Annotated in this window: 17 protein-coding genes and 1 pseudogene; 13 read left to right on the top strand and 5 right to left on the bottom strand. The window is 72.8% G+C overall.

Going from position 1 to position 20,673, the window contains the following annotated elements:
* Nucleotides 1-10: 10 nt before the first annotated feature.
* Nucleotides 11-877 carry a hypothetical protein gene (locus RAN62_RS40600; RefSeq protein ID WP_305790232.1) on the bottom strand — a complete coding sequence of 289 codons (867 nt, stop codon included), beginning with the start codon at nucleotides 875-877 and terminating at the stop codon, nucleotides 11-13.
* Between the two features lie 131 nt (nucleotides 878-1,008).
* Here RAN62_RS40600 and lon point away from each other — a divergent pair, with 131 nt between their 5' ends.
* The 4 genes from lon to RAN62_RS40620 all read left to right on the top strand — a co-directional run bounded on the left by lon (nucleotide 1,009) and on the right by RAN62_RS40620 (nucleotide 5,929).
* Entirely contained in the window at nucleotides 1,009-3,318 is a 2,310-nt protein-coding gene (gene lon, locus RAN62_RS40605) for an endopeptidase La (RefSeq protein WP_305790233.1), read from the top strand.
* A 102-nt stretch (nucleotides 3,319-3,420) separates the two neighbouring features.
* Nucleotides 3,421-3,984 carry a Uma2 family endonuclease gene (locus RAN62_RS40610; RefSeq protein ID WP_305790234.1) on the top strand — a complete coding sequence of 188 codons (564 nt, stop codon included), beginning with the start codon at nucleotides 3,421-3,423 and terminating at the stop codon, nucleotides 3,982-3,984.
* Entirely contained in the window at nucleotides 3,981-4,811 is an 831-nt protein-coding gene (locus RAN62_RS40615) for a helix-turn-helix domain-containing protein (RefSeq protein WP_305790235.1), read from the top strand. Before RAN62_RS40610 ends, RAN62_RS40615 begins: the two co-directional genes overlap by 4 nt.
* The gene (locus RAN62_RS40620; RefSeq protein ID WP_305790236.1) at nucleotides 4,808-5,929 is read left to right on the top strand and encodes an acyl-CoA dehydrogenase family protein; all 1,122 of its coding nucleotides are present in this window, start codon (nucleotides 4,808-4,810) and stop codon (nucleotides 5,927-5,929) included. Before RAN62_RS40615 ends, RAN62_RS40620 begins: the two co-directional genes overlap by 4 nt.
* On the opposite strand, the gene RAN62_RS40625 is transcribed toward RAN62_RS40620, so the two are convergent.
* From RAN62_RS40625 to RAN62_RS40635, 3 genes are all read right to left on the bottom strand, one after another.
* Entirely contained in the window at nucleotides 5,889-8,828 is a 2,940-nt protein-coding gene (locus RAN62_RS40625; protein ID WP_305790237.1) for a TIM-barrel domain-containing protein, read from the bottom strand. The two genes, RAN62_RS40620 and RAN62_RS40625, sit on opposite strands and share 41 nt — an antisense overlap.
* Nucleotides 8,829-8,893: 65 nt before the next feature.
* Nucleotides 8,894-9,127 (bottom strand): 2Fe-2S iron-sulfur cluster-binding protein, encoded by a 234-nt coding sequence (locus RAN62_RS40630; RefSeq protein ID WP_305790238.1) that lies wholly within the window; start codon nucleotides 9,125-9,127, stop codon nucleotides 8,894-8,896.
* 4 nt (nucleotides 9,128-9,131) lie between these two features.
* Nucleotides 9,132-9,974, bottom strand: coding sequence for an FAD binding domain-containing protein (locus tag RAN62_RS40635; RefSeq protein ID WP_305790239.1), 843 nt, complete (start codon nucleotides 9,972-9,974; stop codon nucleotides 9,132-9,134).
* Nucleotides 9,975-10,051: 77 nt separating this feature from the next.
* Between RAN62_RS40635 and manD the strand changes: the two genes are divergently transcribed.
* Both manD and pepN read left to right on the top strand, forming a co-directional pair.
* Entirely contained in the window at nucleotides 10,052-11,260 is a 1,209-nt protein-coding gene (gene manD, locus RAN62_RS40640) for a D-mannonate dehydratase ManD (protein ID WP_305790240.1), read from the top strand.
* A 52-nt stretch (nucleotides 11,261-11,312) separates the two neighbouring features.
* On the top strand, nucleotides 11,313-13,715 hold the full coding sequence (pepN, locus tag RAN62_RS40645; RefSeq protein WP_305790241.1) for an aminopeptidase N: 2,403 nt from the start codon (nucleotides 11,313-11,315) through the stop codon (nucleotides 13,713-13,715).
* A gap of 29 nt (nucleotides 13,716-13,744) precedes the next feature.
* Here the strand turns inward: pepN and RAN62_RS40650 are convergent, their stop codons facing one another.
* Nucleotides 13,745-14,914 carry a UDP-N-acetylglucosamine--N-acetylmuramyl-(pentapeptide) pyrophosphoryl-undecaprenol N-acetylglucosamine transferase gene (locus RAN62_RS40650; protein ID WP_305790242.1) on the bottom strand — a complete coding sequence of 390 codons (1,170 nt, stop codon included), beginning with the start codon at nucleotides 14,912-14,914 and terminating at the stop codon, nucleotides 13,745-13,747.
* Nucleotides 14,915-15,188: 274 nt separating this feature from the next.
* Between RAN62_RS40650 and RAN62_RS40655 the strand changes: the two genes are divergently transcribed.
* From RAN62_RS40655 to phtC, 7 genes and pseudogenes are all read left to right on the top strand, one after another.
* Complete coding sequence (locus RAN62_RS40655; protein WP_305790243.1) at nucleotides 15,189-15,359, top strand: hypothetical protein; 171 nt, start codon at nucleotides 15,189-15,191, stop codon at nucleotides 15,357-15,359.
* 80 nt (nucleotides 15,360-15,439) lie between these two features.
* Nucleotides 15,440-16,405 (top strand): annotated as a pseudogene (locus tag RAN62_RS40660) (ATP-grasp domain-containing protein); the annotation flags it as partial.
* 78 nt (nucleotides 16,406-16,483) lie between these two features.
* Entirely contained in the window at nucleotides 16,484-17,482 is a 999-nt protein-coding gene (locus RAN62_RS40665; protein WP_438874609.1) for a D-isomer specific 2-hydroxyacid dehydrogenase family protein, read from the top strand.
* On the top strand, nucleotides 17,475-18,515 hold the full coding sequence (gene vanA / locus RAN62_RS40670; RefSeq protein ID WP_305790244.1) for a D-alanine--(R)-lactate ligase: 1,041 nt from the start codon (nucleotides 17,475-17,477) through the stop codon (nucleotides 18,513-18,515). The genes RAN62_RS40665 and vanA overlap by 8 nt, the downstream gene beginning before the upstream one ends.
* A 5-nt stretch (nucleotides 18,516-18,520) precedes the next feature.
* The gene (gene vanX, locus RAN62_RS40675; RefSeq protein ID WP_305790262.1) at nucleotides 18,521-19,144 is read left to right on the top strand and encodes a D-Ala-D-Ala dipeptidase VanX; all 624 of its coding nucleotides are present in this window, start codon (nucleotides 18,521-18,523) and stop codon (nucleotides 19,142-19,144) included.
* A 6-nt stretch (nucleotides 19,145-19,150) separates the two neighbouring features.
* Nucleotides 19,151-19,972 (top strand): hypothetical protein, encoded by an 822-nt coding sequence (locus tag RAN62_RS40680; RefSeq protein ID WP_305790245.1) that lies wholly within the window; start codon nucleotides 19,151-19,153, stop codon nucleotides 19,970-19,972.
* Nucleotides 19,953-20,672: a 3,4-dihydroxyphthalate decarboxylase gene (gene phtC / locus RAN62_RS40685; protein WP_305790246.1), complete on the top strand. Its 720-nt coding sequence runs from the start codon at nucleotides 19,953-19,955 to the stop codon at nucleotides 20,670-20,672. Before RAN62_RS40680 ends, phtC begins: the two co-directional genes overlap by 20 nt.
* Nucleotide 20,673: the final 1 nt, after the last annotated feature.

Here is a 20,673-nt window from a genome sequence, read left to right on the forward strand (position 1 = left end):
CACCAATGGTTCAGAGGGCGGCGAGCAGGGCTTCCGTGGCCGGCCCCGCGCGCAGCGGCACGTCCAGCGCGGCGTCCTCGCTGCTCAAGGTCACGATCGTCACCGCCGGGTACGCGTCGTGCGGCCGGGTGCGTACGCCGGTGATCCCCGCCCGGGGCAGGACGGTCCGCGCGATCGAGTGCACCTTCGTGCCGCCCCGGGTCAGCCGCTCGCGGCGGTGCAGCAGGTGCAGCTCGCGGTCGTCGGCCAGGCTGATCGCCGCGTGCAACGTGACGGGCCGCAGCAGAGGGAGCCCGCGCACCTGACGGCCGAAGGCCGATCCGACCACCTCGCGGCCGGTCGCCCCGAGCAGGCGCAGGCCCGGCTCGGCGTCCAGCAGCAGCTCGTACGCGGTGACCAGCGCCACGTCCTCACGCCCGAGGGTGACCGGCTCCCGGGGCGCGGGCGGCGTGGTGCGCGGCGGCAGGTAGAGCTCGCGGATCAGCCGGATCATCCGGCGCATCGGGGCCGGGTCGACGGCGTTGTACGTGACCTCGGTCGCCGCCCCCGACGCGGCCCGCAGGATCAGCCGGCCGTCGAGCAGGGCGACACTGTCCTCGATGGCGACGATCTGTGTGCCCGGCAGGTACGCCCGGTCGTACCAGTCGTCGCGGCGGCGCAGCACCGTGACCGCCGTGTCGTCGACGGCGAGCAGGAAGTCGTACAGGTGCATGTCGGGGTCGGCGTGGCGCCGCTCGATGGTGCGCGGCACCTTGAGGACGAGCCGGTGCGCCGCCGGGTCGATGCCGGCGTCGCGGTAGAGCCGCGGCAGGTCCGCGACGGTGCGGACCTCATAGATGTAGGGCCCGAAGGCATCGAACTCCGCGGTACGTCGCACGAACAGGCTCCCCGAGGTCGAGCAGGAACTCTGTGTACTGTACGCCGCCGTTGTTCGCTGGCAGTGAACGCCGGAAGAGGATCGCCGGGCCCGAAGTTGAGCTGCACGTACTCAACTTTCGGAGGTACCCGGTGGCCACCAAGCAACTTCCCGTGTTGTTCCTCGACGACATCGTCCTGCTCCCGGGCATGGTCGTGCAGGTCGAGCTCGACGAGGCCGCCCAGGCCGCGGTCGACGCCGCCCGCACCTCGTCCGGCTCCGAGCTGCTCATCGCGCCCCGGCTCGAGGACCGCTACGCCTCGCACGGCGTCGTGGCGAGCGTGCGCCAGGTCGGCAAGTCCCGCGGCGGATCGCCCGCGGCCATGCTGCGCACCGGCGTGCGCGCCCGCATCGGCGGCGGCGTGACCGGCCCCGGCGCGGCGTTGTGGGTCGAGGCCGAGCCGGTCGCAGCCGGCACGCCGACCGCCCACGTGCGCGAGCTCGCCGCCGAGTACAAGCAGCTGGTCGTCTCCGTGCTCCAGCGCCGCGAGGCGTGGCAGGTCATCGACTCGGTCAGCGCCATCGACGACCCCGGTGACCTGGCCGACACCGCCGGCTGGGCGCCCTACCTGTCCAACGACCGCAAGCGCGAGCTGCTCGAGACGCCCGACGTCGAGGCCCGGCTGCGGCTGCTCGTCGAGTGGACCCGCGACTTCCTGGCCGAGTCCGAGGTCAGCGACAAGATCGAGACCGACGTCCGCGAGTCGGTCGAGAAGCGCAACCGCGAGTACCTGCTGCGCGAGCAGCTCAAGGCCATCCGCAAGGAGCTCGGCGAGGGCGACGCGGAGGGCAAGGACGACTACCGCGCGCGCGTCGAGGGGGCCGAGCTGCCCGATGCCGTACGGGAGGCAGCCCTGCGCGAGGTCGACAAGCTCGAGAAGGCGGGTGACCAGAACCCCGAGGCGGGCTGGATCCGGACCTGGCTGGACACGGTCCTCGACCTGCCCTGGAGCGAGCGGACGACCGACACCACCGACCTCGAGGCGGCCCGGGCCGTGCTCGACGCCGACCACCACGGCCTCGACGAGGTCAAGGACCGCATCGTCGAATATCTGGGCGTGCGGGCGCGGCGCGAGTCCAAGGGCCTGACCAGCGTCGGCGGCCGCGGCTCGGGCGCCGTGATCCTGCTCGCCGGCCCGCCCGGCGTCGGCAAGACCTCGCTCGGCGAGTCCGTCGCGCGCACCCTCGGCCGCAAGTTCGTGCGGGTCGCGCTGGGCGGCGTGCGCGACGAGGCGGAGATTCGCGGACACCGGCGTACGTACGTCGGCGCCCTGCCCGGCCGCATCGTGCGCGCCGTCCGGGAAGCGGGGTCGATGAACCCGGTCGTGCTGCTCGACGAGGTCGACAAGGTCGGCAGCGACTACCGGGGCGACCCGGCGGCGGCCCTGCTCGAGGTGCTCGACCCGGCCCAGAACCACACGTTCCGCGACCACTACCTCGACCTGGACCTCGACCTGTCCGACGTGCTGTTCATCGCGACGGCCAACGTGCTGGAGACCATCCCGCAGGCGCTGTTCGACCGGATGGAGCTGATCACCATCGACGGCTACACCGAGAACGACAAGGTCGCCATCGCCCGCGACTTCCTGGTGCCCCGCCAGCTCGAGCGGGCCGCCCTGTCCGCCGACGAGGTGACGGTCACCGACGCCGCGCTGCGCGAGATCGCCGCCAACTACACCCGCGAGGCCGGGGTCCGCTCGTACGAGCGGCTCCTCGCGAAGGCGTTCCGCAAGGTCGCCCTGCGCGAGCTGCCGGTGACCGTCGACGCCCCCGAGCTGAAGGACCTGCTCGGGCGCCCGCGCTTCGAACCCGAGTCGGCCGAGCGCACGGCCGTGCCCGGCGTGGCGACCGGTCTGGCCGTCACGGGGATGGGCGGCGACGTCCTCTACATCGAGGCGTCGCTGCTGCCCGGCGACAAGGGCGGCCTGTCGGTCACCGGCCAGCTCGGCGACGTGATGAAGGAGTCGGCGCAGATCGCCCTCTCCTACGTCCGCGCCCACGCCGACGAGCTGGGCGTCTCCCCGGAGCAGCTGGACCACCCGATCCACCTGCACGTCCCGGCGGGCGCCGTGCCCAAGGACGGCCCCTCCGCCGGCGTCACCATGACTACGGCCCTGGTGTCGCTCCTGCTGGGTCGCAACGTCCGCGCCGAGGTCGGCATGACCGGCGAGGTCTCCCTGACCGGCCGCGTCCTGCCCATCGGCGGCGTCAAGCAGAAGCTCCTCGCCGCCCAGCGCGCCGGCCTCACCGAGGTCTTCATCCCGGCCCGCAACGCCCCCGACCTCGACGACGTCCCCGCCGACGTCCTGGCCGCCCTGACCGTCCACCCCGTGACCGACGTCCGCGACATCCTCGAAAACGCCCTCGAGCCCGTCTCGACCGGCGTGCCCGCCGCCGCCTGACCCACCCTGCCCCGGCCGCCTGCCGTCACCCCCTCCGGTGCCGGCAGGCGGCCGTCGCTGCTGTATCACTGGGGAGATGCTGACCGCCGACCAGTACGCGACGTGGACCGAAGAGCAGCGCGCGGGCATCGAGATCGTCGACGGGACGGCCGTCGCCCGCCCGAGCGCCACCGCCGTCGGGCGCGGCTCCTCGCGAACGCCCTGGACTCCGCCGCCGGGCCGGACCGGAACGCGGACACCGGCTTCGACGTCCGGCTGCACGACGAGCCGCTCACCAGCCTCCGCCCCGACGTGACGGTCTACCGAGCCGACACCCTCGACATCACGCCGGCGCGCCCCGAGCACGTCCTGCTCGTCGTCGAGGTGGTCCCGCCCGGGCCGCAAGCCACCGGCCGACCCCACCGACACGGCCGCGCCGGCATTCCTTTCTTCTGGCGCGTCGAGCAGGCCGCCACCGGCGCGCCGCTGGTTCACACCTACGTTCTCGACCCGGCGGCCGGCCGCTACCGCGACGGCGAGATCTTCACCGGCGTGGTGAAGGTGTCCGCGCCCTTCCCGGCCAAGATCGACCTGCACCGGATCCGACCCGGCGCCGTGGTGTCCGGCGAGCGTGGTAGTTACTGGGCCAGGCTGTCGCGCCGGCCGCGGGCGATCATGGACGGGTGAGCGCAGGCAATGATCTCGGGGTGGCCCTCCGGCGGTGGCGTGACCGGGCCGCCCCGCCCCGCGATGGCTTCGGTCCGCCCACCCGTCGCCGGGCGCCCGGGATGCGACGGGACGAGCTGGCCGCCGCGGCCGGGGTGTCGGCGGAGTACATCAAGCGTCTCGAGCAGGGCCATGGCCGGCCGTCCGCCGCGGTGCTCCACGCGCTGGCCCGGGCGTTGCGGCTGTCCCGCCCGGAGTACGAGTACTTCTGTGCGCTGGCCGGCCACGTCCCGTCCCTGACCGGCCGGGTGCCCGCCGAGGTGGGGCCCGGCACCCGGCGCCTGCTCGAGCGGCTCGGGGACGTCCCGATCTGCGTTCTCGACGCGGCCTGGACGCTGCTCGCGTGGAACACCGCCTGGGAACGGCTGTGTTCGACGTCGGTGCTGGCCGACGGCCGGGGGCGCAACATGGCCTGGCGTGCCTTCACCGGTGACGAGCACCCTCTGACGGAACGGCAGATCCGCTTCCGGTCCTCGATCGTCACGGACCTGCGCGCCACCGCGGTGCGCTATCCCGGCGACGACTGGTTGACGGATCTGGTCACCGATCTGCGGGCCGCCAGCGCCACTTTCGCCGCTCTGTGGCGGACGCCGGTGGACACCCGGCACCGGGACTGTCAAGTCACGGTCCGCCACCCGGATGCCGGGGACGTCACGCTCGACTGCGACATCATGACCATTCACGAGGGCGACCTCCGCGCTGTCGTCTACACCGCGGAGCCCGGCTCCGCCGACGGCGCGCGTCTGGCGTTCATCCAGGCTTGTGCGAAGGACGATCAACTGCTGTGAACGAGAAGCTGCTCCATGCTGCCCGTACGATCGCGCCGGCTCTCGCGGCGAACGCGGCGCTGACCGAGAGCGAAGCCCGACCGGCGCCGGACAGTGTGGCGGCCGTGCGCGACGCGGGACTGTTCGCGCTGACGGTGCCACGCCGGGACGGCGGGCACGAGGCCGACCTGCGCACCTTGGTGGAGGTGCTGGCCGAGCTCGGGCGCGCGTGCCCGTCGACCGCGTGGGTCACCGGCTTGTCCGCCTCGGGCAAGGCGCTGATGCTGCGGATGGCCACCGAGCGGGCCCGGGCCGCCCTGGTGGCCGACCCGCACGCGGTGGTCTGCGCCTCCGGGGTGCCCCGGGGCAGCGGCGGCAGCAGCGTCCCCGGTGGCCTGCGTGTCTCCGGGCGCTGGGCGATGGCGTCCGGGTCGGAGCTGGCCGCCTGGGCGATGGTGATGGTGCCGCTCACGGGCGCCGCCCCGCCGGTGGTGCGCCCGGTTCTGCTCCCGGTCGCGGAGCTGGCGATCGAGCGTACGTGGCAGGCGGCGGGCCTGGCCGGCACGAGCAGCCACACCCTGGTGGCCGATGACGTGTTCGTGCCGGAGGACTTCGTGAGCGAGCCCGGTGCGAGGCCGTCGCCGGTCACTGTGTTCACCGGCGGTCTGGCCGCGCTCGCACCGATGATCGGGGCGGTACTGGGAGCGCGAGATGTGGTCGCGGAGGCGGTCGCCGGCGGGCGCGCCCCGTACGCGACGACCTACGCCCGGGTCGCGGACTCGCCCCTCGGGCGTTACTGGTTCACCGAGGCGGTGCAGCGGGCCGACTCGGCCCTGCGACGCACTGTGGACGTCGCCGGCGCGCTGGATGCGTTGCCTGCCGAGGCGGCGGTGCCGGTGGCCGAGCGGATCAGGTGGCGGGTCGAGCTGGCGGCGGCCGCCCGGGAGTGCCGGGAGGCGATGGAGTTCCTGCTCGACCTGCACGGCGCGAGTGGTTTCGCCCGGGACAACCCGCTGCAACGCTTCTGGCGCGACGTCGCCGTCGGCACTCGCCACCCGTACTTCACGCCGTACATCCTCGCCGAGGACTACGGCCGGGTCACCTTTGACGTGCAGCCGACCGTGTCGCTGACCCTGTGACGGACATGATGAGGTTGTCCAGGTTCGGGCCGCCGGCGGTCGTGGCGGTGGCCCGGATGCGCACGGCTGAGCCGGTCGGCAGCGCCGCATTCACCGACACCGTCCGCCACGTGCGCCAGTCGCCGGTGGGCGGGAAGGACAATGTCCCCGCGGTCGTGCCATTGACCGTGATGTGCAGGGGACGGTCGGCCGGGCCTCCGTTGGCGTAGCGGAACCCCAGGGGGTACGGGCCGGCGGCAGCCACGGGCACCGTCCACTCGACGTAGCCGGGGTCGGAGACGTAGTCGACGTAGCCGGTACCGGTGTAGCCCGGGTGCTGCGAGCCGAGCACCGCCCCGGAGCGCGCGGCCTCCTCGGCGCCCCACACAGTCGTCGGCTGCACGGCGGGGAAAAGATCGCCACTCGGCTCGACAGTGGCCGCGGTGCCGCCGCCGGTCACAACGCCGATAGCCGGCGTCACCACGCTCAGCAGTTTGCGCGCCGCATCCCAGACCTGGCCGCTGCCGTGCAGGATCGCCGCCGCCTCGCTTGTGAAGGCGGGCAAGATCGGCCTGTCATTGATCCGCATCCCGACCGGCCCCGGCAGTCCGTGCAGGCGGACGACGTACCGCCGGGTCGCCGGCGCCCCCGGATAGGTGCCCACGGGATGACCGATCGTCACGCGCAGGGCGGCGTCGGTGAAGGCCAGCTCGGTGGCCGACGAAGCCGGCAGCGAAGTGACACCGTCGTCCTCGTGGACCGTGAAGGAGCCGTCGCGGCCCGTGTAGACGTCCAGCTCCAGCTGCGTCTTGTCGAGCCACGCGGTGCTCTGGGCGTACTTGTAACGGGGGAGGATGCCGCCCGCCCGCACGTACATGATGATTTCGCCGGTGCTGGTGACGTAGCTCTTCTCGGTCGTGTCCGAGCCGGCGTTCTTCGCGTCGGACCAGAAGTTGTACCAGGTGTCGCCGGCCGGCAGCCACACGCGCTGCACGGCGCCGGCGGTGTCCGTGGTGACGGGCATGACCAGGATCGACGGGCCCCACATGTACTGCAGGTCGTGGCTGTACGCCAGCGGGTTGTGCTGGTGCTCGATCACCATGGCCCGGGCCATCGGCAGGCCGGTGGTGCTCGCCGTGCGGGCGATCGAGTAGATGTACGGCATCAGCGTGTACCGCACCCGGCTGTACTTGAGGAAGTCCGCCTGCTCGGCCGCGCCCTGGTCGATCGGCCAGCGCGACGCGGCCGGGCCCAGCGTGCCGGTGTCACCGTTCGAGTGCGGCCGCCACACCGGAGACAGCGACGACCAGGCCGCCACCCAGTTGCGGTACAGCCCGCCGGAGATGACGCCGCCGAAGAAGCCGCCGCCGTCGATGTTGGCGAACGGGAAGCCGCCCAGCCCGGCGTTGAGCATGCCGCGGATCTGCTCCTGCATCTCGCCGTACGTGGAATTGATGTCGCCGGTCCACAGGTGCCCGTAGCGTTGCTGACCCGCCGTCGCGCCCCGGGTGAAGATCCACGGGCGCTTGGCCGCGCCGATCGCCCGGTCCCAGCCCTCCTGGCCGGCCGCCTTCTGGCAGTAGAGGAAGAACGCGTTGCGCAGCTCGGACCAGCGCTGCCCGTTGCCGGCGAGGGCACCGTAGGGGATCGGGCCCATCTCGTCCGGCTCGTCGATCCACAGGGCGTCGCCCGGGTAGCCCAGCCGCGGGTCGAACGCCTTGGTCCAGAACACGGTCCAGAGCCAGGCGCGGGTGGCGGGGTTGCTCCAGTCGGGCACCGCGTCGCTGTCGCTGACCCCGGCGACATCGGCCGGGGCGAAGCTGTAGGACGGGCTCCACCCGGCCATCTCGTTCGAGTTGTTGCGGTTGTAGTCCAGCGTCGTGAGCACGCCCTGCTCGTCGGCCCAGCGCTTGAACCCGGCCGGATCGGGCCAGCGCTGCCGGCTGAACTCGAACCACGACCCGGCCCACTCGCCCGAGCCCTCGCGCCAGCGGTTGTCGTTGACCTGCACGTCGAAGGGGAAGCCGGCGTCGCGCAGGCCGGTGATCCGGCTGACCCACCAACTCTGGTCGCTGACCCGCGGGAAGTTCTTGTCCGACAGCTGCAGCCCGAAGACACCGAGGCGCGGGAAACGCGGCCGCCCGGTCAGCTGGGTGTAGCGGTCGAGCAGCTGCGCGAAGTCCGGGCCGAAAATGACAAAATAATCCAATTGCGGCCGTACGCCCGGAGCGTCGTGCCCGTCCGCGGAGAACTCGTAAACCCCGCCGTTGCCGAAGCTGAACGTGGTGTCGAAGGTCGTGTTGACGAAGACCGCGTAGCCGCGCGACGACAGGTAGAGCGGCACGATCGCCGGCGCCTGCTCCGCGTGGTTGGACGCCAGCGGATAGTTGTGCGCGACGAGGTCGCCGGTGCGATCGACGCGCGGCGCCCGGCCGTAGAGCCCGTGGCCCGCCTTGACGAACCGCTCGTCGGCCCCGGCCGGCGCGAAGGTCTGCCGCACCACACTGCCGGTCCAGCGCAGGCTGTGCGTGGCGTCCTCTCCGGCCAGCAGATCGTCGCCGTGGTACGACAGGCGCAACGGGTTCTTGCGCACCACCACCCGCGGCCCGCCGGTCGTGAGGGTGAGCGCGTCCCCGGTCTCGGCGACGCTCAGGCGGCCGGTCATGCGGGCGTGCGCGGCCGGGTCGACCATCTCATAGCGGTCGTCGGCGAAGAACGTCTCGCCGCTGCGCACGGCCCGCACCCGGACGATGTGGTCGCCGTAGGCGGTGAGCCGCAGCTGCTGCCCGTCCACGCTGGTCACCGTCACGCTGCGCCCGTCGGCGACGTGGCTGCCGTAAGCGGCGAGCGTCTCATCGGCGGCAAGCGTCTCGCCGGCGGCGAGCGGAGCGTTCGGGACGGCGCTCAGCCCGAGAGACATGCCCGCGGCTTTGAGAACGGTGCGGCGCGAGGGATTCGGCATTCCCCTACATTGATGCCGGTCAATCACCTTGTCAACGTTGTCAAGGAGCCTCCCGCGCATTGGACGGCGAAGATCGTGCACGACCGGGTCTCCTCGCCGTCGAGCAGCACCGTGCATTCCCCGCAGGTGCCGTCCGTGCAGCCGTGGCGCACGCCCGGCAGGCCGCACCGCTCGCGCAGGAGCCGGTCGAGCGGCTCGTCGGCCTCCGCGTCGAAGTCCCGGCGGTCGTCGTTGACGATCAGGGTCACGCGCACCATGCCCTCACAGTCCTTCCCGTGCCTGGGTCAGCGCCCGGCGCGTCAGCATCCGGACGGCTCGCTGCTTGGCGGGCCGGTCGCCCGCCGGGAGAGCGGACAGGTCGGCGTCGAGCTCCGCGGCGGCCTCGGCGGCGGCGCGGATGGCGGCGTCGCTGAACGGCGCGCCCCGCAGCACCTGCTCCGCCGCGCGGGCCCGGACGGGACAGGGCCCGGCGTTGACCAGGCCGATCAGCGCCGTGGTGATCAGCCCGTCCACCACGGTGACCGCCGCCATGGCCGCCGTCTCGGCGAACTTGGCCCGGGCCGGCCGGTGCTCGGCGAACCCGGCGCCCGTGCCGGCCGGCAGCAGCGGCAGGCGGACCTCGGCCAGCAGCTCGTCGGGCCGGCGCACGGTCGTGAACGACCCGGTGAAGAACCGCTCCGCGGGCACGGTGCGGCGCCCCCGCTCGGTCACCAGCTCGAGCTCGGCGCCGAGGATCACGGCGAGAACGGGCCACTCCGCGGCCGGATGCGCGTAGGCGAGGCTGCCGGCCATCGTGCCCCGGGCCCGGATCGGCGGATGTCCGATGTGGCGCACGACTGTGCGCAGCATGGCGCCGAGAGCCCCGCCGACCGCGTCGGACTCGAAGGTGCGGTGGCGCACCAGCGGCCCGGCCCGCAGGACGCCTTCGGTCTCGGTCAGCAGCTCGAACTCGGCGACGGCGTTGATGTCCACCACCCGGGCCGGGCACAGCGCGTGATTGGTGACGTCGAGGACCAGGCTCTGGCCGCCGGCGAGCACCACGGTGTCCCCGTCGGCGAGGGCGGCCGTCACCTCGTCCGGATCTTTCGCGGCGATGTATTCCATCGCGGCCCACCTCTTCATCGGGAATTGTCCATGGAACGCATTGACACGCTGCCCGACTGATCTTTGTATGACAAGCTGTGGCCACAATCGAGCGTGTCGACATTCTGGTGACCTCGCCCGGGCGCAATTTTGTCACCCTGCGGATCACGACGTCCGACGGCGTCACCGGACTGGGTGACGCGACCCTCAACGGCCGCGAACTGGCCGTGGCGGCCTATCTGCGGGACCATCTGGCGCCCCTGCTCGCCGGGCGTGACCCGGCCCGCATCGAGGACACCTGGCAGTACCTCTACCGGGGCGCCTACTGGCGGCGCGGGCCGGTGACGATGACCGCGATCGCCGCGGTGGACGTCGCCCTGTGGGACATCAAGGGCAAGGTCGCCGGGCTGCCGGTCTATCAGCTGCTCGGCGGCCGCTCCCGCGACGGGGTGCTGGTCTACTGCCACGCCAGCGGCGCGGACGTCCCGGCGCTGCTCGACGACGTGGACGCGTACCGGGAGAAGGGTTTCCGGGCCATCCGCGCGCAGGCCGCGGTGCCGGGCCTGAGCGGCAGTTACGGCGTGCGCAAGGGCACGATCTACGAGCCGGCCGCCACCGCGCTGCCCGACGAGCAGGGGTGGGACACCGAGGCCTATCTCGACTTCGCGCCGCGCTACCTGGCGGCGGTGCGGGAGCGGCTCGGGTCCGGCATCCACCTGCTGCACGACGTGCACCACCGGCTCACCCCGATCGAGGCGGCCCGCTTCGGCAAGAGCGTCGAGGAGCTGCGGCTGTTCTGGATGGAGGACCCCACCCCGGCGGAGAACCAGGACGCCTTCCGGCTGATCCGGCAGCACACCACCACCCCGATCGCCACCGGCGAGGTGCTCAACTCGATCTGGGACGTGCGGCAGCTGATCACCGAGCAGCTCATCGACTACGTCCGGACCACCGTGGTGCACGCCGGGGGCATCACCCACTTGCGGCGGATCTTCGACCTGGCCGCGCTCTACCAGGTACGCACGGGCTCGCACGGCGCCACCGACCTGTCCCCGGTCTCCACCGCCGCCGCGGTCCACGTCGACATCGCGGTGTCCAACTTCGGCATTCAGGAGCACATGGGCCACACCGAGGAGACGCTGAACGTCTTCCGCGGCGGCCCGCGCCTGGAGAACGGCATGCTCCACCCGTCGGAGGAGCCGGGGCTGGGCGTCGAGTACGACGACGAGCTGGCGGCCCGCTATCCGTACGAGCCGCGTTACCTGCCCGTGGCCCGGCGGCTCGACGGCTCCCTGCACGACTGGTGACCGCGCGCACATAATGAACCCGAGATCCGAATGGCGAGACGGGGAGGCCGGTATGGGTGTGCGGAGCCTGACGCAGGGGGAGGCCGAGGAGCGGGGCGCCCTGCTGGCCGTGCAGCGGTACGACATCGAGGTGGACCTCGGCGAGCTGCCGGACGGTCCCCGGGTGCGCACCACGTCCACGATCAGCTTCACGTGTGCCGAGCCCGGCGCCACGAGCTTCGTCGACGCGGCCGCGACCGTGCTGCGCGCGACGCTCAACGGGCGGGAGCTGGGCCCGGCCGCGGAGGGCCGGCTGGCGCTGCCGGACCTGGCCGCGAGCAATGTGCTGGTGGTCGAGTGCGAGCAGGAGAACACCCGCGACGGCGCCGGCGTGCATCGGGCGGTCGACCCGGCCGACGGCGAGGTCTACCTGTGGATGTCCTTCGAGCCCGACCAGGCCCGGTGGGTGTGGGCCTGCTTCGACCAGCCCGACCTCAAGGCGCCGCACGCGTTCACGGTCACCGCGCCGCCGGGCTGGACGGTGACCAGCAACACCGGCGACGCCGTCGTCGAGGGCAACCGGTGGGTGTTCCCGGCCACCCCGCCGCTGTCCCCGTACAACACGGTCGTCAACGCCGGGCCGTTCCACCAGCTGCGGCGTACCGTCGACGGCTTTGACCTGGGTCTTTACTGCCGGCGTTCGCTCAAGGCCGTGCTCGAGCGGGACGCGGACAAGCTCTTCACCACGACCGCACAGGGCCTGCGCTTCTTCGGCGAGCAGTTCGGCATGCCGTTCCCGCAGCGCCGCTACGACCAGGTGTTCGTGCCCGAGTTCGGCGGCGCGATGGAGAACTTCGGCTGCGTGACCTGGTCGGACTCGCTGCTGCCGCGGGCCGAGCCGACCCCGGCCGAGGACGCGCTGGTCGTCCGGGTGCTGCTGCACGAGATGGCGCACATGTGGTTCGGCAACATCGTGACGATGCGCTGGTGGGACGACCTCTGGCTGAACGAGGCGTTCGCCGAGTTCGCCTGCAAGTGGGCAGCGTCACGCGCCACGGAGTACACCGACGCGTGGGCCCGGCACACCGTCGCCGAGAAGCTCGACGCCTACCTGGTCGACCAGGGGCCCGTGTCGCACCCGATCCACCAGCCGATCGCCGATGTGGCCCAGGCCGCCTCGATCTTCGACGCGATCACCTATCCCAAGGGCGCCTCGGTGCTGCGCCAGCTGCAGGCCTATGTGGGGGAGGACGCGTTCCGGGCCGGCATGACCGCCTATTTCGCGCGCTTCGCCTGGGGCACCACGACACTGCAGGACCTGATCGACGCGCTGGCCACGGCGAGCGGCCGGGACCTGGACGCGTGGCGCGCCGGCTGGCTGGCCACGGCGGGCACCGACCGGTTCACCCTGGAGAGCGACGGCGACCAGCTCGTGCTCGTCGGGCGGGGTCCGGCCGGGCCGCCGCGCCCGCAGGTGCTCGCGATCGGCGCCTATGCCGATCAAGACCATTCCCTGGTACGCACGGAGCGCGCCCTGGTCGAGGTCAGCGCCGCCCGCACGCCCGTGGACCTGCCCGCCGCCGACTTCTATCTGGTCAACGACGAGGACCTGACCTTCGCGACCGTACGCCCGGCCGCCCCGCACGAGGCCGCGCGGCTGCCCACGCCGGACGCCCGCGCCGTCGCCGTCGCCTCGGTCTGGGACGCCCTGACCACCGGGGAGGCGACCGCCGCCGAGACCGCCGAGGCCCTGGTCGCGGTGCTCCGGGCGGAGACGGCGCCCACCGTGATCGAGCCCTGCCTGCGCCTGGCCGGCGACGTCGCCGAGCTGTGGACGCCGGAGGCCGACCGGCCCGCCGTCGCCGCCCTGGTCGCGGACGTCTGCGCGGAGCTGGCGCGGCAGCCGGCCCACCGGCGCAGTGCCGTCCGCGCACTGGCCCGCGTCACCACCGACCCGGCCGCCCTGGCCGAGCTGGCCGGCGACGACATCGACCTGCGCTGGCGGACCCTGCTCCGCGCCTCGGAGCTCGGTGCCGACACCGCCGCGGCGGTGGACGAGCTGCTCACCCGCGACCCCGACCCGGACGCGACGTTCCAGGCGATGACGGTCCGGGCCGCGGCCCCGGACGAGGCCGCCAAGGCCGCGGCGTGGCAGGCCCTGAGCACCGGCGAGGTGTCCGCGGGCCAGTTCGCCCCGGTCTCGGCGGCCTTCTGGCGTCCGGGGCAGGAGGAGCTGCTGGCTCCCTACGCCGATCGCTACCTGGACCTGCTGCCCGGCCTGAGCAAGGGCGGCATGATCTTCGCGTCCTACTACGCCCGCGGGCTGTTCCCCAAGTTCGCCGTGGACGAGGCGTGGCTGGCGCGGGCCCGGGAGGCGGCCGAGCGGGGCGACCTGGTGCCGGTCGTCGCCACAACCGTGCTGGGCCAGTCCGACCTGGTCGGCCGCATGCTCCGCGCCCGCTCAGCGACCCGCTGAGCCGCCTTTCCCGGCCGGCTTGCGCTGCTTCACCGGCCGGCTGAGATCGTCAGGATCTCGGTGACGACGCGGCCGGCGGCGTCGGGGCGGCCCTGGGCGGTGGCGGCCTGCGACATGGCGGCCCGGCGGTGCGGGTCGGCCAGCAGCTCACCGAGGGCGGCCCGCAGCCGCTCCGGCGTGGCCGTCTCCTTGTCCAGCATCACGGCGGCGCCGGTCTGGGCCAGGTGGCGGGCGGTGTGGCGCTGCTCGTCGCCGGCCGACACCGGATAGGGGATCAGCACGGACGCCTTGCCGAGGGCGGTGAGCTCGGCCACGGTGCCGGCGCCGGCGCGGGCCACGACCACGGCCGCCGCGGCGAGCAGGTCGGGCAGCTCGTCGTGGATGAAGTCGACCACGCGGTAGCGGTGCGCCAGGTGGGCGGGCAGGCCCCGGGCGACCTCCTGCATCTCGGTGAGGCCGTGGCTGCCGCACTGGTGCACGATCTGGCAGCGCTCGAGCAGCCCGGGCAGCGCGCCGGTCAGCATCCGGTTGATCTGCTGGGCGCCGAGCGCACCCCCGGTGACCAGCACGAGCGGCACCGACGGGTCGAGGCCGTAGGCGGCCAGGCCCTTCGCCGGGTCGCCGTTGAGCACGGCCGGGCGTACGGGATTGCCGGTGACGACCGCCCGGCTGCGCGCGCGGGCCGGCAGGTGCTCGAGCGAGGCCTCGTGGCTGAGCAGGACCCGGGTGGCCACCCGGGCCAGGATGCGGTTGGCCAGGCCGACGCTCAGCGTCTGCTCGTGCATCAGGTAGGGCACCCGGAACAGGGCCGCGGCCAGGCCGATCGGCACGGAGACGAAGCCGCCGGTGCTGAAGACCACGGCCGGCTTGGTGCGGGCCACGGTGAAGGCGGCCTGCAGGATGCCCAGCGGGATGCGGAAGGCGTCGGCGATGTTGCGGCCGATGTCGCGCGGGCTCAGCGAGCGCCGCAGCTTGCCGGTGGTGACCGCCTTGAACGGGATGCCGTTGCGCTCGGCGATCGTGGCCTCGAGGCCGGTGGCGACGCCGACCCACAGCAGCTCGGGCGTGGTGCCGGTCTCGGCCAGCCGGGCCTGGAGGGTGTGGATCGTGGTCAGCGCGGGGTAGGTGTGGCCGCCGGTGCCACCGCCGGTGACGATCATGCGCAGGGCATGCAGGCGCTGGGTGCTGTAGAGGGACATGCGGAGCCACTCCGAGGATCGCGGTGCCGGTCGGGTCGAGGCAGTGTATCGACCGTCCCCGGACGGCCGCCTCCCTCGACCCGGCTCACCCACAGTGACTGATCGGTGTCGTTCCGCGCCGGGCGGCATACGGCGGCGCCAGGGCTCTTACCAGGAACAACGCGCGACCCGCCACCCTTCTCGGGGTAGCTCGACTCCCCAAGGCCCCGACAGCTAGAGTGAGCGCTCTGTATACGGTCGAGCGACCAGGAATCGACGAGGTGCGAGAGGAAGCGTGGTGACCGGACCGGGGGGTGCGCTGGACGGCCGACGTTACTATGTCGGCTTCGTCGCGCACCGGGCGACCGGCGGCCGCATGATCGCGGTGGCCGGCGAGGTCAGCACCACGGCAGCTGTCCTGTTCCCCGGCGTGGGGCGATCGGTCGCCGGTGCCACAGCATCGTGAGCGGGAGTCCGGCCGACGCTGACGGGGCGAGGGCCACGCCGACACGGAAGGAACCGCAAGTGACGAAGCTCCGCATCGGCGTGCTCTACGGCGGTCAGCACCCCGGTCCCGACGTCTCCTACGACGCCGCGGTCGCCGTGCTCGCCCACCTCAACCGGGAGCGCTTCGATCCGGTGCCGGTGCGGATCTCCTCCGGCGGCCGCTGGCGGGTCGCCGCGCCCACCGAGAGCCCCGGCCAGCGGATCACCGCGCCCGCGGGCGTCGCCGCCCGGGGCCAGGGCACCAAGCCCAACGCGCCGGCCGCCCGCTCCGCCGCCCTGACCTCGGCCATGAAGGCCCTCGCCGGCGTCGACGTCGTCCTGCCCGTCCTGCACGGCACCCCCGACGAGGACAGCACCGTGCGCGGCCTGCTCGACCTGCTCGCCGTGCCCTACGTGGGCCGCGGCGTCGCGGGCGGCGTGATCGGCATGGACAAGGCCTTCACCCGCGCGGTGCTGCGGGCCGAGGGCATCAAGGTCGCCGACGCGGTCGTGCTGCGCAGCCCCGGCGAGACCGTCGGCGACAGCGACCGGGCCCGGCTCGGGCTGCCGCTGCTGGTCAAGCCGAGCTGCGGCAACCCGGGCGAGGGAGTCACCCGGGTCGACGACGCCGCCGCCCTGGACGCGGCGGTGGCCGAGGCGTTCCGCTTCGACGCGAAGGTGCTGGTCGAGCGGGCCGTCCCCGGGCAGGAGATCAGCATCTCGGTGCTCCAGCACCCGGACGGCCGGCTGGTCGCCTCGCCCCCGGTCCACCCGCTCGGCGACGCCGGCGACGGCCCGGTGGTGCCGCTGGACCCCGCGCTCTGCGCCGCCCTCGACGAGATCGCCATCCGCGCCTTCCGCATCCTCGGGTGCGCCGGGCTGGCCCGGATCAACTTCCTCGTCGACACCGCCGGGGGCCGCACCTCGGTCGTGCTCCACGAGGTCGACGCCCGCCCCGTGCTGGTGCCGGGCTCGCCCGACGCGGCCGCGTGGAACAGCGCCGGCCTGCCCTATGCCGCCCTGCTCGACGTCCTGATCGACACCGGGCTGGCCCGGCGCGGCAGCCTGCCCGTGCCGGCCGATGCCACCTTGCCCCGCTCGCACATGTCGCCCTCGTCGCTGTCGCCGGTGATCCGCCCCGAGACAGGCATCACCGTCTTCAGCTGCGCGCCGGACGAGGCCGTGCTCTTCCGCGAGATGGCGCCGCACCTCGGCGTGGTCACCACGATCACCGCGGAGCACGTCTCCGAGGCCAACGCGAGCCTGGCCGCCGGCAACCGGTGCGTCAGCGTGGGCCACAAGTCCAAGGTCACCAACGCGACGCTGCTCGCGCTCAGCCGGGTCGGCGTGCGGTACATCTCCACCCGCAGCGTCGGCTTCGACCACATCGACATCACGTACGCGCAGAGCGTCGGCATCACCGTCGGCAACGTCTTCTACTCGCCGGACAGCGTCGCCGACTACACGATCATGCAGATGCTCATGCTCCTGCGGGACGCCAAGTCCACGATCCACCGCACCGACGAGCACGACTACCGGCTGCACGAGGTGCGCGGCAAGGAGCTGCGCGACCTGACCGTCGGCGTCGTCGGCACCGGGCGCATCGGCACCGCGGTCATCGACCGGCTGCACGGCTTCGGCTGCCGGATCCTGGCCCGCGACAGCAGCCCGGCGACCGCCGCCTCGCAGATCCCGCTCGACATCCTGCTGCAGCAGAGCGACATCGTCACGCTGCACACGCCGCTGAACGCGAGCACCCATCACCTGCTCAACAGCCGCAACCTCGGGCAGGCGAAGAAGGGCGCGTTCATCGTCAACACCGGGCGCGGCGCCCTGATCGACACCGCCGCCCTCGTCTCGGCATTGGACAACGGCAAGCTGGGCGGTGCGGCGCTCGATGTGATCGAGGGCGAGGCGGGTATCTTCTACGCCGACTGCCGGGACCGGCCCGTCGAGAACAAGCTGCTCCTGCGGCTGCAGGAGATGCCGAACGTGCTGATCAGCCCGCACACGGCCTATTACACGGACCGGGCCCTGAGCGACACCGTGGAAAACTCCATCATCAACTGTCTGAGTTTCGAAAGCGAGAATCGGCGTGGCTAAGCTGAAAATCGGAATCCTGTTCGGCGGCATCTCGGAAGAGCACCCGGTCTCGATCAAGTCCGCGTCGGAAGTCGCCAAGCACCTCGACCTCGAGAAGTACGAGCCGTTCTGGATCGGCATCACCCGCGACGGCGCCTGGAAGCTCTGCGACGGCCCGAGCGCCGAGTGGGAGCAGGGCACCCTGCGCACGGCCGTGCTGTCCCCCGACCGTGGCGTGCACGGCCTGCTCGTGCTCGGCGCGAACGGCGTCGAGACGATCAAGCTCGACGTGGTCCTGCCGGTGCTGCACGGCAAGGGCGGCGAGGACGGCGCCATGCAGGGCCTGCTCGAGCTCTCCGGCATCCCGTACGTGGGCTGCGACGTCCAGAGCTCCGCGGTGTGCATGGACAAGGCCCTCGCCTACTCCGTCGTGCAGAGCGCGGGCATCGCCACGCCCGGCTTCTGGATCGTCTCGCCGGCCGACAAGTTCGACGACGAGCAGCTGACCTACCCGGTCTTCGTCAAGCCGGCCCGCTCGGGCTCGTCCTTCGGCGTCACCAAGGTCACCAGCCAGGAGGAGCTGCAGGCCGCGCTCGACGTCGCCGCCGAGTTCGACTCCAAGGTGCTCATCGAGCAGGCCGTGATCGCCCGCGAGATCGGCTGCTCGGTCATGGGCAACGACGGCGAGCTCTTCGTCGGCGAGCTGGACCGGGTCGCGCTCACCCACGGCTTCTTCCGGATCCACCAGGAGGACGCCCCGGAGCAGGGCTCCGAGAACTCGTCCTTCATCGTCCCCGCCGACATCACCGCCGAGGAGCGCGAGCTCGTCCGGGAGACGGCCAAGACCATCTACCGGGCCCTGGGCTGCCGCGGCCTCGCGCGCGTGGACACGTTCCTCACCGACGACGGCAAGGTCGTCCTCAACGAGGTCAACACGCTGCCCGGCCTCACCTCCTACAGCCGCTACCCGCGCATGATGGCGGCCGCCGGCCTCTCGCTCGGCGACGTCATCGACCGCACGGTGTCGCTGGCGCTGACGGGCAAGATGCAGTGACGTCGTTGCCCGAGGGCTCTCTCCCTGACGGCTTCGCCTACGTCGACGAGCTGGTCCCCGGCGTCCGCTGGGACGCCAAGTACGCCACCTGGGACAGCTTCGTCGGCAAGCCGGTCGACGGCTATCTGGTGAACCGGATCGTCGCCACGCGCGAGTTCTGCGCGGCCCTCACGGTCGCGCGGGACAAGGCCGAGGCCCTCGGCTTCGGCCTGCTGCTCTGGGACGCCTACCGCCCGCAACGCGCTGTGGACCACTTCATGCGCTGGGCGGAGGAGCCGGAGGACGGCCGCAAGAAGGAGCGGCACTACCCGAACATCACGCGCCCCGAGATGTTCGAGCAGGGCTACGTGGCCACCAAGTCAGGGCACAGCCGCGGCAGCACGGTCGACCTGACGCTTTTCGACCTGGCCACCGGCGAGCTCACGCCGATGGGCGGCGACCACGACGTCATGGACCCGATCTCGCACCACGGGGCCGAGGGCGTGCCGCAGGTCGAGGCCAGGAACCGCGAGCACCTGCGGTCGATCATGGAGGACGCCGGGTTCGTGTTCTACGCCTGCGAGTGGTGGCACTACACCCTGGCGAACGAGCCCTACCCGGACACGTACTTCGACTTCCCCGTCGCCTGAGGGCTCGTGCAGCGGGAGCCGGCCATCGAGCTCGGCCGGGTCGAGGACCCGGCCGGGCCGGGGCGGCTCCCGGTGCGCACCCTCGTCGTGGTGGCCGTGGCGGGGGTGCTGGTGGCGGTGCTCGTGCCGCTCACCCGCCGGGGCGCGCCCGCGGCGGCGCCCGAGGCCCGGGCGGCCGTCGTCCTGCGGTCCGCGGCCACGGCTGCGGAACGTGAGCAGTCCGGCGGGCCCCAGCACCGGACGACGCGGCTGATGACCGTCGACGTCGTCGAATATCCGGACGGCCGGCTGGTGCCCGAACGCACCTGGACCGTCACCGAGCAGTGGGTGCCCGCCGACCCGTACACGGAATGGCGTCTGCGCTCCTATGACCTGGCCGCGCCGACGCTGGTCAGTGATCTGCACGGCCGCTGCGGCTCCTACTACGCGTCGCCCGGCGAGGACCCGTGCGCGGCACCCGGTGACTGGCGGGCGCCCACCGCACGCTTCCTCGGCACGCTGCCGCACGAGCCGGTCGCGATGCTGGCCCGGCTGCGGAAAGCCGGCTCGGACCCGTGGGAGAACGGCACGGCGGCCCTCGAGAGCGGCGCCCTGCCCGCCGGGCTGATCGCTGTGGTCTACCGGGCCCTGGCCGAGCTGCCCGGGGTGCTCGTGGAGGCCCGCGCCGGCCGCCTCTTCGTCTATCGCGAGTCGGGCGGCGCCCGCTTCGGCGTCCTGCTCGACGAGCGCACCCTGACGCTGACCGGGCACGAGCGGTGGCGGGCCGGCACGCTGATCGACAGCGCCGAGACGGCCATAATCATCGACCATGAAGGACTTCGCCGCTGAGCGCGAGCTGGTCGCCGCCGCGTGCCGGGTGCTGGCCGCCCGGGGGCTCGCGCCCGGCTTCCTCGGCCACGTCAGCCTGCGCGTCGACCCCTGGCGGCTGCTGATCCGCTGCCGGGGCCCGCACGAGCGCGGCCTCGCCTGGACCACCGCCGCCGATGTCCGGCTGGTCCACCTCGACGGCTCGACGGCGGCCCGCGGCGAACTGGACGGCTGGAGCGTGCCGCACGAGCTGCCGCTGCACACCGGCATTCTGCGCGTACGCCCGGAGGTGTCCGCCGTCGTCCACGCCCACCCGGAGGACGTGGTCGCCGCCGACCTCGCCGGTCTCGCCATCCGCCCGATCGTCGGCGCACTCGACATCCCGGGCGCGCGCCTGGCGGCCGGCGGCGTCCCGGTCTATCCGCGCAGCGTCCTGATCCGCACCCCGGCGCTGGCCGCGGAGATGGCCGCCGTGCTGGGCGACCGCCCGGTGGTGCTGCTCCGCGGCCACGGCCTGACCAGCGCCGCCCGCAGCGTGCCCGAGGCGGTGCTCCAGGCGCTGTCGGTCGACCGGCTGGCCCGCCTGACGCTGGCGGTGGCGTCGGCCGGCGGGGTGCCGCGCGACCTGCCGGCGGAGGACCTGGCCGAGCTGCCGGACCTGGGCGCCGGTCTCAACACCGAGATCGCGTGGCGGCACGAGCTCGCCCGGCTCGACGACTGAC

The sequence above is a fragment of the Symbioplanes lichenis genome (assembly GCF_030709675.1).
In the GTDB taxonomy this organism is placed as follows: domain Bacteria; phylum Actinomycetota; class Actinomycetes; order Mycobacteriales; family Micromonosporaceae; genus Actinoplanes; species Actinoplanes lichenis.